Raw genomic sequence first — 16,750 nt, 5'->3', positions numbered from 1 at the left:
TTATATCTGATGAGAGCTGCCTCGCGCTGCTCGTGCGCTCTCATCAAACACCAGCAAAATACTGGATTGAAATGCATTTTCCGTAGGAGCTGCCGAAGGCTGCGAAGCATTTCTACTGGTACACCGCGATCGCAGCCTTCGGCAGCTCCTACAGGTCTTGGGTCTGCTTAGCGACAGCGTCCCTCCTGAAGATCCATTGTGTGCTGCAACTGCACCACTAATGGCATTCCGCTTCTTTAGTCCCATCGACACAGGCATACTCGGCGTTCCTGCGGTTCCCTGAAATGGATGTTGAGGATTTGCGCTATGTCGACCGTGCCTCGTTTTACCGATCATTACCGCAAAGCTGACCGCATCATGCTCGGGCTCTTGTGGATATGTTTCGTCTACGCCCTGGGGCTGGCGACCGTTTACTCGACCTTCGGCCAGGCCATTCTGGTCGGTGGCGGCACCGCCCTCGCGATGACCGCGCTGTACCCTAGCCTGGGGGGCACCCGGTTATTTCGTTGCTTGACGGGCGTTGCTCTGATGGTGATGGCGGGCTTGCATATCAATCAAACCCAAGGCGTCGTCGAGGTCCACTTCGGGATCTTCGCGCTGCTCGCAGTGCTGACGTTTTATCGCGACTGGCTGCCCATCGTTGTCGCAGCGGCCACCATCGCTGTTCACCACCTGTTGTTCCACGTGCTGCAACATGAAGGTTATCCGGTGTACGTGATGCAGCATCACGCTGGCTGGGATATGGTCTTCATCCATGCGGCCTATGTGGTCGCGGAAAGTGCCATTCTGATTTATCTCGCCATCCACAGCTATAGCGCGGCCAAAGAAAGCCAGGATCTGCTGGACAAGATCCTGCAGGCTGCAACGCGCCTGGATAACAGAACGGGCGTCGCTGAAAATCGTGTGGGCGTGCACTCTGCGCAGCGCTTTGATGATTTCCTGACGTTAATCACCCACACCGTTGGCGGTGTCATCCAGGAAACCAGCGGCTTGAGCGACATGGGTCGTCAGCTCTCTGTCACCGGCGACACTCTGGACAAGGGCGCGCAGCAACAACTGGCAGAAATCACCCGCATGACCCACGCCATGCAACTGCTCACCACCGCGCTGGATGACATCTCGCAACACGCCAGCCAGGCGCATCAGGGTGCCAACAAGGCCAATGAGCAGTTGGTGAAAGGTCGTGAGTCAGTGGATCGGGCCAGCAAAGACATCGCCAATCTGGAGTCTTCCATCAGCGGTGCCAACCAGAGCGTGAAGTCGCTGGCAGAACAGGCAGAAAAGATCGGCAAGGTGATTAACGTGATCCGTGAAATCGCCGAACAAACCAATCTGTTGGCGCTCAATGCTGCCATTGAGGCAGCGCGTGCAGGCGAACAGGGCCGCGGATTTGCCGTGGTGGCCGATGAGGTTCGCGGCCTGGCGCAGAAGACCGCAGGCTCGGTGGACGAAATCCGCCAGATCGTCGAATCATTACAGAAGGAAAGCCGCACCGCAGCCGAGTCGATGCGTACCAGCGGCGAAGAAGTCGGCCGCTGCGTGCAGGCCAGTCAGTTGGGCTCTGAGCTATTGAAAAGCACCGTTGCCGATGTGCTGGAAATCCACCGGTTGAACGTGCTGATCGCGGGCACCACCGAGCAGCAATCTGCAGCATCGGTGGGCATCAATGATCGTCTGACCGCTGTCCACGCCATTGCGCAGAACAATGCCTCGGATGTCGTTACCCTCATCCAGTGCAGCGAAGACCTCTCGCCGATGGCGAACCGTCTTCAGGCGCTGGGCGCGGCATTTGCGGTGAAGAATCAGCTGTAATTTTTGTAGGAGCGGACGGAGGTCACGACGGCCGCGAAGCGATTTGTCAGGCAAACCGCCATCGCAGCCTCGCGCTGCTCGTCAGCTCCTACACACTCTCGAATCGACTACGCCGACAAGTGTTCGTACAAAATCGTCGCACCCACCAGCATCAGTACCACACCACCCATGATCTCGGCGCGCTTGCCGACCATCGTCCCCAGTACCCGACCCAGCATCACACCGATGGTGACCATGGTCATGGTAGCCAGACCGATTGCAGCGGCTGCGACCAGAATATTCACGTCCACAAAAGCCAGGCCGACACCTACGGCAAGCGCGTCGACGCTGGTGGCAAAAGCGGTGACAGCGAGAATCAGGAACGAATGCTGACCGGCTTTTTCCTCTGGCTCTTCATCATCCGGCTTCACGCCGTTGTAGATCATGTGCAAGCCGAGAATCAGCAGCAGCGTAAAGGCGATCCAGTGGTCCCAGCTTTCGACGAAGCTGCTTGCGGCATTACCGATGGCCCAGCCGACGACGGGCGTGATGGCTTCAATCACGCCGAAGATCAAACCGGTGCGCAGCGCTTCGATAAAACGCGGTTTGTGCAGGCTTGAGCCTTTACCGATGGCCGCTGCGAAAGCGTCCGTGGACATGGCCAAGGCCAGGAATATGAGGGAAATGGGATTCACGGTTTACTTCCAGTCGGGCTATGAGTCAACGACACATCCACACGCCCGACTTTAGGCATGGATATGTCGCTGGTCTCGCCAACCAAAAGGTGCTCGTACCACGGCTGCTGCCGAGAATGTTGATACGAACGCTACTGAGATAACTCAGCAGCAGGCTACTCCCCAACGAAGGGGGGCATCATACCTGTAAAGGGCATGAAAATATCGTCAAATGGTTCACAAATTTCGGTTGTACATGAGGAACACTATCCTTGTGGGAGCGGTGCTTGCCCGCGATAAGGTTTAGGTGATTCATCTGCAGAATCGAGGTGTCCTTATCGCGGGCAAGCACCGCTCCCACAGGGTTATCTGCTTGGCGCCCCCATGTTCAACCTCACTGCACATTCCGATACAACATCAGCCGCGCACTCTCATGCAGCCCCAGGGTCAACGCACGCAACCGACTGAACTCCTCGGGATGCTGCCCTGCGACGTCCTCTAGAGGGGTGGCTGAGGCCAGGTCGTGCAGCGTCGGCGAGGTACCGTCGTGCTCCATCTGCAAGAGGAAATTCCGGGTCACGCCACCAATCAACGGGAACGTGCCTTCGCGCAAGACCAAGGGCACAAGGCGCTCACCTTCCGGCGCAGGCTGTTGGATATCCCGGCCCATGGCGCCGTTGCTGAACGGAATGCCCGCCATGCCCGCCACGGTTGGCAACAGGTCCGCCAACCCCACCGCCTCCTCGACAACCTTCGTCCCTATCAAGCCTGGTGCGTGGATCAACATCGGTACGTTGTTGCTCTCCAGACCTAACTGCTCAAACGCCGGTGGCATATGCGGGATCTGGCTGATGCGGGTGTTGTGGTCGCCAAACAGGACAAAAATCGTGTTGTCGTAGTAACCGCCCGCCTTGGCCAGTTCCATCAGCCGCCCAATATTGAAGTCCAACAAGCGCACCGCGTTGTACTGCTCCACGCTGCGCGAACCCGCGGCCTGCACTTGTTCGAGGCTCAGGTTGCTGACTTCAAAACCGTCGTTTTCCCTGGGAATGGTAAACGGCCGGTGATTGCCTGCCGTCTGCAGATAAGCGAAGAACGGCTGATCCTTGGGCAGCGCGCGCAGGATTCGGTCGCCTTCCTTGAACAGATCCAGGTCGGAAATCCCCCACACATCCACCACAGGAGAATGCCAGTCACGCTCGTCATATAGTCGAATATCGACGATGCTGCGGCGGATCAGCGCGTTCATATTGGCCCACCCGGAGTTGCCACCGATCATGTACAGCTTCTCGTAGCCCTTGAAGTCGTTGATCAGTGTGTTTTGCCGGGTCAGCATCGGGTGTCGGGTCGCGGTTTCCTGACGGGTCACATCGGGCACCCCGGTAATGCTTGCCCATACCGTTTTGGCCGTTCCGGTGACCGGCACATAGAAGTGCCGGAAGAACCAGCTTTGCCTGGCCAACGAGTCCAGATTCGGCGTGGGATTGAGCGGGTTGCCATACGCCCCCACGGCGCTGGTGCCTAACGACTCCAGCATGACAAACACCACGTTCGGCGGCCGCGTGGCAGCCACGTTGTAAGGCTGCACGTCTTGCTGACGCTTGAAGGTCAGGCTTTGCGGGTCTGGCTTATCGACGCCCAGATACTCTGCGACGACCGAATAGTGACGACGCACAGCGTCCTCGTCGTAACGCGATTGCCCGACCTTGAGCGTGTCATACAGGAACAGCACCGGGTTCAAACCCAGAGCAGCAACCTGGCTGTTGCCCGAGAAGAACGCGTCGCTCCAGCGCAGCGGTACCGGGTTTTCCAGATTGAGGTTTTCCACTCGCCCCAGCAGCCCCAACAACGTGGCCAGCGTCACGAGCACTGCGCCAAACGCAGCAGACCAGCGCTTGATCGGCCTGGCCGGGCGCTCAAGGGTCAGCCGTTCCAGCCCGATGAAGGCAGCGACTATCACCCCGAGACCGGCGAGCCAACTGGCGGTGATCCATAACACCGGATAGGTCTGCCAAAGCATGTCCCGGGAAATCTGCGCGTCGTCCAGATAACGCATGACGCTGGCGTTGATCCGTACCCCCAGATACGCGTAATGACCGAAATCGACGATGTAGATCAGAGTGACCAGCGCCAATACGACCGCCAGATAGACCCGCGTCACCCACCGCAGCGCCCTTACGTTCAGCAGGTTCCAGCGTGGGAACCACAACAGGACAACGAGAGGTAAGGCCAACAGCAAAGCCAGACGCAAGTCGAAACGAAAGCCGATCCCCAGCGTCTGGGCGACGGTAGTGTCAGTGCTCAGGCTGGCAGGATCAACGCCGGAGAAACCGAAGAAAAACACCAGCCGCAAAACACTCAGCAGCACGAAAAAAAGCACGGTCACGCCCAGCCAATACAGCAGGCGCCGTGATTGCAGCCAACCCATTTTCATCCCCTTGACTCTCGCACTCACAAGCCCGAAACCGGCTTGATGCTTGATACCGTTATTGGTCGGTTACTGCGCCAGCGGCGATAGATGCCGCCCACAACCATCACCACCAGCGCCACGCAGCAATACAGCGCCAGCAATGGGTCGATCAGGTAGTCCCAGTAGTTTTCAGAAGGTTTGCTGCGCACCGCGAAGGCCAGTGTTGCGCCCGCCAGCATCACCACACCCAGGCCGTTGCGCAGGTACAGCAAACCGAAAGCGATGACCGCAACAGCAATGATCAGCGGCCGCGGATTAAAGCCCAGACGATAAGGATCGCTGTAGCTCATCCCCAGCGTTGCCGGATACAGAACCAATGCAAAAACCGCGAAAACAATCACCACCAGCGTGCCAGGTCGATCCACTCCAGGCAGTTTCACGCCCAGGCGCTGCAAGCTGAACCAGACAAGAACAATCGCGGTGGTGATCGCCAGATCGTCGGTAAAGCTGCGCACATAGGCGGCCAGCGAAAGACCATTGAAGCTGACAAAGCTCAGGGCTGAGAAACCCGCCAGAATGATCAGACGCGACTTCACGCTCGGCGCCAACGGAGCAACCAGAAGGAATAGCGCCAGACTGAAAAACAGATGAGCTTGCCACAGAGACATCACAGCAGTTGCTCCGCGAGCCAGGCTTCATTGAAGCTGACGTGTTTGATGAAGGTGTTATTCCACGAATACACCAGGTGATACATGCCGTCGGGGCTGCGGATGAAGTAAGGGTATTCATACTCGAAATCGCAGCCTTGAGGGGAGCACACACGCTGATCGAGGTTGCTCAGGAACTGCGCTTCCAGCGGATGACGGCGCTCACCGCTGGAAGCGCGGAAACCTTCACCGATGATTTCCTTGTAGGCATCGAAGGAAAACGGATTGCCCAGCGGATCGGGGGACTTGTCCAGATCGATCAGAGAAGTCCAGTGATCCATCTGCTCGTCCGTGCCGTACAGGCTTAATTTGAAACGACCGTCACGCAGGTCATTCAGCGCCACCAACAGACCGCGATCAGGCGTGCCGACCGCTGCCAGCGAAGAGTTGGGATTGCTCGGCGCAAGGGGCAACGGTTCACTCCAGGTTTGGCCGCCATCTTCAGTGCGACTGGCGAGCACTTTGTGATGGGTATTGCCCGCATAGCGCAGCAATGCGACCGCGCGCTTGCCATCCAGCGGCACCACGGTTGGCTGCAGAGAGTTCGTGCCGCGGCTGATGCGGAATTTGTCGATCACATCACCATTGGCGCTCAGGTAAAGGTATTCGGCGAACTTGCCCAGAAACTCGTGGTAAACCGGCAGGCCGATCGAACCGTCGGCGTGAAACACAGGCGCGGCGCGCACCAGGGTGCTGATATTGAGGAACGGCGAGGTGACCAGTTGACGCGGCTGCGACCAGTTCTTGCCCATGTCCTCGGAGACCATCACGTTGACTGAGCTGCCTGCCCAGCCGCCTACCGATACGGAAACATAGAACAGCCACAAGCGCTGGTCCGGTGCCAGAGCAACCACCGGGTTACCCAGCTTGCGGATGTACTTGCCGGTGCCTTCCTGCGTCGACTGACGCGTCGCCAATACCTGTTCATCGCCCCACTCGCCTGAGCCCGCATCGAATCGCGAGGCGCGGATTTCAACATCCCCCGCGCCTTCACGGGAGCCCGCGAACCACACCGACATCAGGTCGCCACCGGGCAATGCGGTCACTGCCGAGGAGTGAACGAAATCATCAAGATCAGACGATGCGAAGCGCGAGCTGTAGCTGGCTTTGACCGCGACGCCAGCAACGGGCGTTATCGGTGACGCGACTGCAAAGGCAGACAGCGTATGCTGAGGATGGCTGAACCATGCAGCCAGGAAAACAAGAGTGAGCGCAACATATGCGCTCAATGCCGGGACATTCAGGGGAATTAATCGCATGAGTATTTATCACAGCTGTGCGGCAAAACGCCAGGACTCAATCTCGGGACTCATCGGCGAGAGGTCGCCGCCGGCCAGTGATCATTGACAACGGCAGGTTGTCCTTCACCTGATAACTTTCAAACAGTGCCGCCGCTATGTGCAGGCACACCACTAGCGCCAGGCCGTCAGCCAGCGTTTCATGAATCTGCTGAGGCCAGTCTGCACCCCACAGTGCATCCACTTCGGTCATTAGCCATCCGGTGAAACCGATCGCGAAAATCATCGCCATCATCAGCACCATGACCAGTGCGCCCAGCGGCGAATGCCCAAGCCGATGTTCCGGCTGACGCCTGACTAGCGAGCCAATATGGGCACGCAAGCGCGCAGGCGTCGGCCAGAAATCGGACCAGCGCGCACTGCGTGGCCCAATGAAACCCCACACCACGCGCACCACCAGGCAGGCAACCGCGTAATAGCCCAACCACACGTGCCAATCGTCACCCGCTTCATTGAAGAAGTAGTTAGAAACGAAAACACCGGCCAGGGAAATGTGGAACAGCCGCACCAGCGGGTCCCACAGGCGAAGGGTGGGGCGGCTCATCAGCCCTTGATCTCGGTCTTCACGGCTTTGCCGGTGACCGGATCGTGATAGATCTCGACTTTGCGTTTGTCTTTGTCGAAACCGTAGATTTCGTAGCAGTTGCCATCAGTAACTTTGAACTTGCTGATCTCGTAACCCTGAGCCTTGAGTTGCTCCTGGAATTTGCCCTGATCCTGCCAGGTAGAACGTTCGGCGGTGGTGCATTGTGGACCGGCAAGGGCCAGTGGACTGGCGAGCAGAAAGGGAACTAGCAACAGGACTTTACGCATGGCAGACACTCGTAAGAACTAAGGAGCCGCTACTGTGCGAAACGAAGCTTAGCGAAAGCTTAGGACGCAACAGGCCGTTACATCTTCTCCGACACAAGGCTCTGCCCGAAGCGCTGGCGTAGCGGCATCATGTGCGCCCTCACCGGCTGAAACCAATACGGAACACCTTATGCGCCTGCTCCTCGTGGAAGATGACCGTGCCGTAGGCCAGGGCATCCGCGTCGCCCTCGGCAGCGAAGGCTATACGCTGGACTGGCTGCAAGACGGCGCGAGCGCGTTACATGCATTGCGCAGCGAACGCTTTGATTTGCTGCTGCTCGACCTTGGCCTGCCGCGTCTGGACGGTCTCGACTTGCTGCGTCAGATTCGCGCGGAGCAACAGTCACTGCCGGTCATGATCCTGACCGCACGCGACGGCACGCCTGACCGCATCGCCGGGCTGGACGCCGGTGCGGATGACTACCTGGTCAAACCCTTCGATGTGGACGAGCTCAAGGCTCGGGTTCGTGCGCTGCTGCGGCGCAGCCAGGGCCGGGCGCAACCGTTGCTGGAGCACGGGCAAATCAGCCTGGACCCTTCGACGCAGCAAGTCAGCTTCAACGGCGTTGAAATCGCCATGACGCCCATGGAGTACCAGCTCCTCCATCAACTGATGATACGGCCCGGTAAAGTCGTGACCCGCGAGCGCTTGTCGTCGACGCTGTACGGCTGGCAAGACAAGGTGGAGAGCAACACGCTGGAGGTGCTGATCCACAACCTGCGCAAAAAGCTCTCCGCAGAATTGATCCGTACCGTGCGCGGTGTGGGCTACCGGATCGAGACCTTGTGATGAGTTCAGTTCGCGCGCGCATTCTCGTCCCCGTGTTGCTCCTGCTGCTGTTGGGCGACTTGACCATCAGTTGGTTGGCGCTGCGCGATAGCCACACTGAAATTGAAGAGGTGTACGACGCGCAACTGGCGCAAAGCGCACGCCTGCTCCAAGGTGTTCTGCGTCAACGGCCGCCGGGCGAAACGGACCTTGATCGGCTGTATCAGGCTTTCGACGAAGCCATGAGTCGAGTAGGCGGCGGTGAAGCCGCGCATCCCTATGAAACCCGTCTGACGTTCCAGATCTGGCGTGACACTGGCGAACTTCTGGTGCGCTCCGCCGAGGCACCCGAGCTGGACGGCCCGCCCGTCACCGAGGGCTCACACGACTTCCTCAAAGACGGCAATGACTGGTGTGGTTTTCTGCTGGTCGATAAACAGCAAGGGCTACTGATCTGGGTTGGCGAACGTGACGACGTGCGTCAGGATCTGATTCAACGCATCGTCCGCCATACCCTTTGGCCTACGGTGATTGGTGTGCCACTTCTCGCCATCGCCATCTGGCTGGCAATTGGCTGGGGAATGCGCCCGCTGCAACTCATGGCCAGCGTTATCCGCCGCCGTGCGCCGGAGAGCCTTGAACCGCTGGTTCTTTCGCCGCTGCCCAAAGAACTGGAGCCCATGCAGACCTCGCTTAATCGCCTGCTGATCCAGATCGAAAACCTGCTGGAGCGGGAGCGACGCTTCATCGCCGACGCTGCCCATGAATTGCGTACCCCGCTGACCATCCTGCGCATCCACGCGCAAAACGCCCGGCAGGCGCAACTGCCAGAGCAACGCGAAGAGGCACTGGACTTTCTGGTGCATGGCGTCGATCGCGCCACGCGCATTGCCAGCCAGTTGCTGACCATGGCGCGTTTGGAGCCGAAAATAAACCACGACGAACTGCAGACCTTCGACCTGGGCAGTCTGGTCCGCGAGGAGCTCGCCGAACTGACGCCGCTGGCAGCCGAGAAAAAAGTCGAGCTGGTATTCGATGGCGTCGAGGACTTCCGGTTACACAGTGATCCTGCGGCGATTACCGTCGCCTTCCAGAACCTGCTGACCAACGCCCTTAATTTCGCTCCGGCCAACAGTGAGATTCGGGTCCTTCTCGACCGCAGTCACGACGGCCAGGCCGAGTTGCGCGTCGAGGATAGCGGGCCGGGCATCGACGAAAAAAATGCACCGCGTCTGCTGGAGCGTTTCTACAGCAATGGCCACAGCAACGGCGCAGGTCTGGGATTGGCCATCGTCGAGATGATCGTGAAAAAACTCGACAGCAGCTTTCAGATCGGCAACCGCCCTGATGGCGGATGCTGTGCGCAGTTGCGGTTGAGGAGTCTTGAGAGCTGACGTTTCTGGGCCTGTCCGGTGTCCATGACACCGCGCTGTCGCGCAGCAAACACTGACCTGTAGGAGCTCACGAGCACCGCGAGGCAGCGATGGCGTCCTGTCTGATACGACGCTATCGCGGCCTCGCGGTGCTCGTGCGCTACAGAAAAACATCCCAAATCAGGTAGCTGTTTTTTTCGATAGGAGTCGCCGCTCCCGCAGGATCCACCACAAAGACCGTATTCCATCCTGCCCACGATTCAGGCCCTGGGCGGTTTGATCCCATAACAAACCATGTACAGCGCAGGCAGGAAAAACAGCGTCAGCACGGTAGCAATCGCAATGCCGCCAATCATGGCGTAGGCCATCGGCCCCCAGAACACCTCGCGGGCTATCGGGATCATGCCCAGACTTGCTGCCGCTGCAGTCAGCAGGATCGGGCGACAGCGGTGCTCGGTGGCCTTGACCACTGCGGTCCACGCCTCTTCTCCAGCCGCCATGAACTCGTCGATCTGCGTGACCAGAATCACCGAGTTGCGGATGATGATCCCGATCAACGCCAGCACCCCGAGAATCGCCACGAAGCCCAGCGGATAGCCGGTCAACAACAGCGCTGCGACAACCCCGATAAACCCTAGCGGCACCACGCTGACCACCAGCATCAGTTTCTTCACACTCTGCAACTGAATCATCAGAAAGGTCGCGACCAATAACAACATCAGCGGCACCACTTTCAGAATCGGCCCTTGGGAGCGGGCGCTGGCTTCGACCGCGCCGCCGGTCGCCACCGAGTAACGCACTGGCAAGGCCGCACTGAACGCCTCGACCTGCGGACGCAACTCACGCACAAGCGCCGCGGGCTGCAAATGGCCGAGTACGTTGGCTTTCAGGGTAATGGTCGGTAGCCGGTCGCGACGCCAGACCAGCGGTTGCTCCTGCTCGTAACTCAAACTGGCGAAGGCCATCAACGGCACGCTGGTCCCGCCGGGCACCGGAATCTGCAGGTTGCTCAAGGTTTGCAGCGAGGTCCGCTCACTGGCTTCGGCACGCCCCACCAGATCCACCAGATAGGTGTCATCGCGAACCTTGGTGATGCTGGTGCCGGATACCAGACTGTTGAGAATCTGCGCCACGTCTTCGGAAGACAGGCCAAACTGGCGCACCTTGTCCTGAGCGATGTCGATCTTCAACACTTTGCCAGGCTCATTCCAGTCGTAGATGACCTGCCCGATATTGGCGTTGGCATCCAGAATGGCCGCCAGTGCCATGGCCTGGCTACGGACCTGCTCGATGTCAGGACCGCTGACCCGATATTGCACCGGCCACCCCACCGGAGGGCCCATGTTCAGAGGCTGCACGTAGCCGCCAACACCGACGAAGTCATCGCGAAAACGCTGGCGCAAACGCTCGATCAGTTGATCACGCCCTTCCCCGCCACGGCTGACAATGACCAGTTGACCGTAAAACGGATTGCTCAACTGCTGATCCAACGGCAGGTAAAAACGCACTGCGCCTTTGCCGACATAGGAACTCCAGTGCAACACGTCCGGATCGTCCTTGAGCGTGGTTTCGAGGCGATCCATCACCTGACGCGTACCGTCGATGGAGCCGTTCTGCGGCATGTAGATATCGACGAGAATTTCCGGACGGTCCGAGTCCGGGAAAAACTGGTTCTGCAGTAACTTGCCCGCGAACAGCGAGCCGATGAAGACCAGCACGGTAAAGCCGATTACCCACCAGCGATGCTTGAGCGCTGCTGACAACGCCCGTCGAAATCCCGCCATCCAGGCACCGCCTGCATGCTGATGAGCTTTGGGTACTTTGAGGATGTGCACGCCAATCAGCGGCGCAAACAACACCGCCACCAACCATGAGAGCAGCAACGCCACTGCGATCACTGCAAACATGGTGAAGACGTACTCTCCCGCCGAACTGGAGTTCAGGCCAATGGGCACGAAACCGGCGACCGTCACCAGCGTGCCCGTCAGCATCGGGAATGCCGTGGAGGTGTAGGCAAACGTGGCCGCCTGCTGCAACGAATCGCCGCCCTCAAGTCGGGTCACCATCATTTCCACGGTGATCATGGCGTCGTCCACCAACAGCCCCAATGCGATGATCAATGCCCCCAGAGAAATACGCTGCATGGTGATGCCGCTGTACTCCATGAAGACGAAAACCAGCGCCAACACCAGCGGGATCGAACACGCCACCACAAGTCCGGCACGAATGCCCAGGCTGAGGAAACTCACCACCAGTACAATCAGAATCGCCTCGAACAACGCACGGGTGAAGCCGCCAATGGCCTTGTCCACCACCTCGGCCTGACTCGACACCAGATGCACGTCGATACCCAGTGGCAGCTCGCTGGTCAGCGCATCAATACGCTGCTGCAATCGCGTGCCGAAATCCTGGATATTGCCGCCCTGCTTCATGGCCACGGCCAGACCAATCGCTGGCTGGCCGTTGAAGCGGAACATCGAACTCGGCGGATCGGCATAACGACGCTCCACCGTTGCCAGATCACTCAGGCGAAAGAAGCGGTCACCGAAGCGCAGGTTGACGGCTTGCAGGTCACCTTCGTCCGAAAACTGGCCACTGGTGCGCACTGCAATTCTTTCCGGACCGGACTCGATGACACCGGCGGGCGTTACCGCGTTTTGCGCTTGCAGACTGGCGATGACCTGCCGCTGATCAATCCCCAAAGCCGCCAACTTGCGCATGGAGAAATTCAGGTAGATCACCTCACGCTGCGCCCCCAGCAGCTCGATCTTGCCCAGGTCCTGCACACTGCGGATGTCTGCCCTGACCTGTTCGACATAGTCGCGTAGCTGACGAAACGACAGGCCGTCGGCGGTAAACGCATAGATGCTGCCGAAAACGTCACCGAACTCGTCGTTGAACGCAGGCCCCTGAATCCCGTCAGGCAGCTCACCCCGAATGTCCATGATCTTCTTGCGCACCTGATACCAGGCGGCGGGAATGTCGGCGCTGTGGGTGTCGCTCTTGAGGAATACAAACAGCGTCGACTCGCCAGCCAGGGTGTAGCTCTTCACGTAATCCAGCGCGTCGATTTCTTCGAGCTTCTTTTCCATACGATCGGTGACTTGCTGCAGCGTCTCCGGCAAGGTTGCACCCGGCCAACGGGCTTGAATGACCATGGTCTTGATGGCAAACGAAGGATCTTCCTCGCGCCCAAGATTCATGAACGACCAGCTTCCCATCAGCAGCGAAACGAACATCATGTACCAGACCAGTGTGCGGTGCCGAAGCCCCCAGGCAGACAGGTTAAAACGCTCCCTCACAAACTGACCTCGCGATCCATACGAATTCTCTGCCCGGCTTTCAGACCGTTGACTCCGGCGATGACTACCTTGTCACCGTCACGCAACTCGCCTTGCACACGCACCGACGTACCATGCCGGGCCAGGATCGTTACCTCCCGTGAGCTCAAGGTCGCTGAGTGCGGATCAATGACCCATACCTGCGCCTGACCCTCACGTTCCAGCACGGCGCTGCCCGGCAGTTCACGAAACGAAGCGGCGGCGCTGATAATTTCAATGCTCACCGTCGAACCCAGCCGAAAGCTGTCAGGCACGGAATCCAGGGTCAGCCGCACACGCTGGGTGCGGGTCGTCGGATCGATCTGCGGCGACAACTGACGCACCTGAGCAGCAACAAAAGCCTGTGGGTTGAGCTGGGAAATCACCTGAATCCGGATGCCTTGATCAAGGCTGGCAACCAGATCCAAAGGCAGATCAACCACAGCTTCACGGCTTTCCGGACGCGCCAGGCTGATGACCGGGTGCCCGGTCGCGACCACCTGACCGACCTCGCCATGCCAATCGGTGACCACCCCATCGAACTCAGCCAGCAGACGGGTGTAGGACATATGATCACTGGCTTGCTGCAACGCGTTGCGGGCCTGACTGAGCATGGCGTCCTGAGTTTGCAAATCACCTATCATCTGATCCAGTCGCGCCTGAGCGCCCACACCCCGCTCGATCAGTTGCTGATAGCGCTGCCGCTCTGCGTTCAATTGCTGCCAGGTTGCTTTGGCCTTGTTCAGTTCTGCCTGTCGGGCCCGCAGCTGGTTCTGCTGATCGCTGGGTTCAAGGGTCGCGAGAAGGTCGCCCCGACGAACCCTGTCGCCGATCTCGACCTGACGCGTTGCTATGCGGCCTGCCACCCGAAAACCCAGTGCGACTTCGTAGCGCGGCTGAATGCTGCCCGCAAAGCGGCCATGAACATGCTGCTGCGCATCGACCATTTCGATAAACAACACAGGCCGGTCGACCACCTCACGCAACGGCTTGTCACGGCAGCCTGCGACCATCATGAAAATGATGCAGAACAACCAGACTTTGCAGATCAAAACGATGCGGATCACGGAGACCTTCATCGACTCGCCCCCGCTGCCATAGCGATGGCCTTGCTCTTGTCGTCTGTCGTGTCTTGGCCCTCGCGCTCAGCGATGTCGACCCTCTGCCCCGGATACAAAAACTGCAGACCGCGGGATACCACCCAGTCACCCTCCGCCACTCCGGAGGCAATAACCACCTGACCCTGCTCATAACGCAGCACCTGCACTTCAACCAGACGCACACGGCTCTGCTCGTCCACCCGCCAAACCGCAGGTTTACCGTGGCTGCGACTCAAAGCCGACCATGGCAGGGTGAACGCTTTGCGGGCCTGGGAATCAAGTTTCGCGCTGACAACCGTGCCCAGAGCGAGATTGGCGGGAGCGTCCTGCAGTGCGACGCGTACCCGTAATGTGCCGCTGGCGGAGGAGACAATCGGAGTGATTTCACGGATCTTGCCGGACAGCGTCAGATCCGGATTGCCCAGCCCCTTAACAAGCACGCGGCGCCCCGGTTGGTCAGAGTCCAGCAATGATTCATAGGCGGCGAATACCGCTTCTCGCTCGCCATCGTGGGCAAGACTGAAAATAGGCGTGGCTGCCTGCACCACCTGGCCTTCTTCGGCATGACGCGCCGTGATGACCCCGTCAGCCACCGCGACCAGTTCGGTGTAGCCCAATTGATCGCGCGCATTGGCCTGCTGTGCTTTCAGTGCGGCAAGATCACCCCGCGCACTCTCCAGCGCAGACTGCGCTTTCTGATACTCGCTGAGATTGGTGTAGCCCTTGGGCAGCAAGGTTTGCTGACGCTGATAATTGGTTTGTGCCAAGCGCAGTCGCGATTCTCTGGCGGCGACTTCTGCATCGGCCGACGCCAGTTCGGTGTTTTGCTCTCGCGGGTCCAGCTTTGCCAACCGCTGACCAGCCCGCACGCGATCACCCACATCGACAAAGCGCTGCACCAGTTTGCCGGACACCCGAAAAGCCTGCTCCGTAACCTTGCGCGCCTGGATATCGCCTGTCAGCTCGACGCTGGTCAGGACGTCGGAGGAAACCACTTCCTGAACCGCCACACGGACCAGCGTTTTCGACACCGGCTTATCGTCAGAACAGCCACTGAGGGAAAGCACCAGCAAAACGTTGAGTCCCAGCGCCAGCCAAGGCTGGCGAACCACTCTTCCGGGATTCAAAAACCGGGATTTTCCGGCAACACGACAACGCCCGCACAATTGCACTGCACAAGAAATATTCATCAACGACAAAGCCACAGCCCAGTGAAGTATCGCCACACCCGAAGACGGGTGTCAGAACGAGGTCCCGCTACGGAACGGCTCAAGGGCCGTTCCGTACCTCAGGCAATCGCTGCCACTTCAGGCCATGCATGACTGGTTTCTTTCTGTGCCCCCAGAAAATTCAAGACGGTTTTCTGCGAGTTCAGCCAGGCGGCCTTGCTCTCAAGGTCGAGAAAGTGGCCGGTATCGGGCACTACGTTAAAGCTGCTTTGAGCGATGTATGTGGAGAAACTGCGGGCATCTTCTACCGTGGTGTATTCATCTTTCTCGCCATTGACGAATAACACAGGAATCTTGATAGAAGAGAAACGCTCGACGTAATTACTCGCACTGAGTTTACGAATCTGGCTGATATGAAAGTCGATTTGACCGTATTCATGTTCAGCAAGGCTGATCAGATGTTTGTAGTTATAGAGTTTGAAAAGTCGCGGCAGATACTTGCCCACGGTGTCATTAAGCAATGAACCGATCTTGCGTTTTTCACGCGCGGCCAGATAGAGCTGTGCCTTGTCGATGTAGTCCAGCATCGGCTCATTGAGCACCGGCGAGAACGAGCTGATGATTGCTTTCTCAACCGACGCTGGCGACTCGGAAAGCGCCAGCAGCGCGGACACCCCGCCCCAGGAAACCGAGAGCAAGTAATTGATTTTGTAGAGATTAATGATATTTAGAAGAATTCTGACTTCGTCTTCCTTGGTCACAATCGTATCGCCAGGGTTGTGAGCCTTGGACTGACCGGAGAACGGAAGATCGAACAGCACCAGATTGAAGTGTGGTGCCAGGTACTTCACCGTCTGACCAAACGAGCCGGTGGTCGACAGCGCGCCATTGACGAGTAGAACCGTCTTGGCACTGTCACTTTTCCAATAAGTTTCGGTGTAGATCTTGAACTCTTCGATATCCAGAATCTTGGTTTGCGCACCCATGACAGCCTCCTAGCCTTCGTAATTCCAAAAGTTTTTTAAGTTTCTCTGCTTCGGCTGCCATGCCAAAGCCTCACCCGGTTACAGGCAAATTCCATTGAGTTTCTTGTTTTTAGGTGCATCGATACGCTGAATCGATTAACGCTATTGTTAACGAATCAGAAACCAAAAAACGACACCCCATTGGCGTCATAAAAATGGCTAAACGCTATTGGTGGGGGAAAACGAGAGGCTGGAGATTGGATCCAACTATTAAAGACGGGCCTTCAAGCGCAACAGAAACGGGAAATATTTCCATTTTTCT

The 16,750-nt window shown here is 58.3% G+C and carries 13 protein-coding genes and 1 riboswitch; of the genes, 3 read left to right on the top strand and 10 right to left on the bottom strand.

All coding sequences use genetic code 11. The annotated features are described in order from the left end of the window. Positions 1–306: 306 nt before the first annotated feature. Positions 307–1,812: a methyl-accepting chemotaxis protein gene (locus H8S59_RS11740; protein WP_187521506.1), complete on the top strand. Its 1,506-nt coding sequence runs from the start codon at positions 307–309 to the stop codon at positions 1,810–1,812. A 107-nt stretch (positions 1,813–1,919) separates the two neighbouring features. Here the strand turns inward: H8S59_RS11740 and mntP are convergent, their stop codons facing one another. From mntP to H8S59_RS11710, 6 genes are all read right to left on the bottom strand, one after another. Next, the gene (gene mntP / locus H8S59_RS11735) at positions 1,920–2,486 is read right to left on the bottom strand and encodes a manganese efflux pump MntP (RefSeq protein WP_187521505.1); all 567 of its coding nucleotides are present in this window, start codon (positions 2,484–2,486) and stop codon (positions 1,920–1,922) included. Continuing rightward, positions 2,485–2,662: riboswitch (yybP-ykoY riboswitch) on the bottom strand. (Overlaps the previous gene by 2 nt.) Before the next feature lie 197 nt (positions 2,663–2,859). After that, the gene (locus H8S59_RS11730) at positions 2,860–4,893 is read right to left on the bottom strand and encodes an LTA synthase family protein (protein ID WP_187521504.1); all 2,034 of its coding nucleotides are present in this window, start codon (positions 4,891–4,893) and stop codon (positions 2,860–2,862) included. Positions 4,894–4,916: 23 nt separating this feature from the next. Further along, positions 4,917–5,546 (bottom strand): hypothetical protein, encoded by a 630-nt coding sequence (locus H8S59_RS11725; RefSeq protein WP_187521503.1) that lies wholly within the window; start codon positions 5,544–5,546, stop codon positions 4,917–4,919. Beyond that, a complete protein-coding gene (locus H8S59_RS11720) occupies positions 5,543–6,841 on the bottom strand; it encodes a sialidase family protein (RefSeq protein ID WP_187521502.1) in 1,299 nt (432 codons plus the stop codon). The genes H8S59_RS11725 and H8S59_RS11720 overlap by 4 nt, the downstream gene beginning before the upstream one ends. Before the next feature lie 37 nt (positions 6,842–6,878). Further along, positions 6,879–7,424, bottom strand: a complete 546-nt coding sequence (locus H8S59_RS11715) for a cytochrome b/b6 domain-containing protein (protein ID WP_187521501.1) — start codon at positions 7,422–7,424, stop codon at positions 6,879–6,881. Beyond that, positions 7,424–7,693 carry a PepSY domain-containing protein gene (locus tag H8S59_RS11710; RefSeq protein WP_027900126.1) on the bottom strand — a complete coding sequence of 90 codons (270 nt, stop codon included), beginning with the start codon at positions 7,691–7,693 and terminating at the stop codon, positions 7,424–7,426. The genes H8S59_RS11715 and H8S59_RS11710 overlap by 1 nt, the downstream gene beginning before the upstream one ends. Positions 7,694–7,862: 169 nt before the next feature. Here H8S59_RS11710 and H8S59_RS11705 point away from each other — a divergent pair, with 169 nt between their 5' ends. Continuing rightward, the gene (locus H8S59_RS11705; RefSeq protein WP_187521500.1) at positions 7,863–8,522 is read left to right on the top strand and encodes a response regulator; all 660 of its coding nucleotides are present in this window, start codon (positions 7,863–7,865) and stop codon (positions 8,520–8,522) included. Beyond that, positions 8,522–9,895, top strand: a complete 1,374-nt coding sequence (locus tag H8S59_RS11700; RefSeq protein WP_187521499.1) for an ATP-binding protein — start codon at positions 8,522–8,524, stop codon at positions 9,893–9,895. Before H8S59_RS11705 ends, H8S59_RS11700 begins: the two co-directional genes overlap by 1 nt. A gap of 239 nt (positions 9,896–10,134) precedes the next feature. On the opposite strand, the gene H8S59_RS11695 is transcribed toward H8S59_RS11700, so the two are convergent. From H8S59_RS11695 to H8S59_RS11680, 4 genes are all read right to left on the bottom strand, one after another. After that, positions 10,135–13,176, bottom strand: a complete 3,042-nt coding sequence (locus H8S59_RS11695; protein WP_187521498.1) for an efflux RND transporter permease subunit — start codon at positions 13,174–13,176, stop codon at positions 10,135–10,137. Beyond that, the gene (locus H8S59_RS11690) at positions 13,173–14,273 is read right to left on the bottom strand and encodes an efflux RND transporter periplasmic adaptor subunit (protein WP_246475245.1); all 1,101 of its coding nucleotides are present in this window, start codon (positions 14,271–14,273) and stop codon (positions 13,173–13,175) included. Before H8S59_RS11690 ends, H8S59_RS11695 begins: the two co-directional genes overlap by 4 nt. After that, complete coding sequence (locus H8S59_RS11685) at positions 14,270–15,484, bottom strand: efflux RND transporter periplasmic adaptor subunit (RefSeq protein ID WP_187521497.1); 1,215 nt, start codon at positions 15,482–15,484, stop codon at positions 14,270–14,272. Before H8S59_RS11685 ends, H8S59_RS11690 begins: the two co-directional genes overlap by 4 nt. 98 nt (positions 15,485–15,582) lie before the next feature. Next, entirely contained in the window at positions 15,583–16,449 is an 867-nt protein-coding gene (locus H8S59_RS11680) for an alpha/beta fold hydrolase (protein ID WP_095096725.1), read from the bottom strand. Positions 16,450–16,750: the final 301 nt, after the last annotated feature.

Origin of the sequence: Pseudomonas folii (assembly GCF_014357575.1) — a bacterium.
Taxonomy (GTDB): domain Bacteria; phylum Pseudomonadota; class Gammaproteobacteria; order Pseudomonadales; family Pseudomonadaceae; genus Aquipseudomonas; species Aquipseudomonas folii.
This window is presented reverse-complemented; position numbering and strand designations above follow the sequence as displayed.

Bases quoted from the DNA above. Each gene is read 5' to 3' on its own strand.
- H8S59_RS11685 (WP_187521497.1), bottom strand. From the start codon at position 15,484: ATGAATATTTCTTGTGCAGTGCAATTGTGCGGGCGTTGTCGTGTTGCC.
- H8S59_RS11715 (WP_187521501.1), bottom strand. From the start codon at position 7,424: ATGAGCCGCCCCACCCTTCGCCTGTGGGACCCGCTGGTGCGGCTGTTC.
- H8S59_RS11690 (WP_246475245.1), bottom strand. From the start codon at position 14,273: ATGAAGGTCTCCGTGATCCGCATCGTTTTGATCTGCAAAGTCTGGTTG.
- H8S59_RS11705 (WP_187521500.1), top strand. From the start codon at position 7,863: ATGCGCCTGCTCCTCGTGGAAGATGACCGTGCCGTAGGCCAGGGCATC.
- H8S59_RS11740 (WP_187521506.1), top strand. From the start codon at position 307: ATGTCGACCGTGCCTCGTTTTACCGATCATTACCGCAAAGCTGACCGC.
- H8S59_RS11720 (WP_187521502.1), bottom strand. From the start codon at position 6,841: ATGCGATTAATTCCCCTGAATGTCCCGGCATTGAGCGCATATGTTGCG.
- H8S59_RS11680 (WP_095096725.1), bottom strand. From the start codon at position 16,449: ATGGGTGCGCAAACCAAGATTCTGGATATCGAAGAGTTCAAGATCTAC.
- H8S59_RS11730 (WP_187521504.1), bottom strand. From the start codon at position 4,893: ATGGGTTGGCTGCAATCACGGCGCCTGCTGTATTGGCTGGGCGTGACC.
- H8S59_RS11710 (WP_027900126.1), bottom strand. From the start codon at position 7,693: ATGCGTAAAGTCCTGTTGCTAGTTCCCTTTCTGCTCGCCAGTCCACTG.
- H8S59_RS11700 (WP_187521499.1), top strand. From the start codon at position 8,522: ATGAGTTCAGTTCGCGCGCGCATTCTCGTCCCCGTGTTGCTCCTGCTG.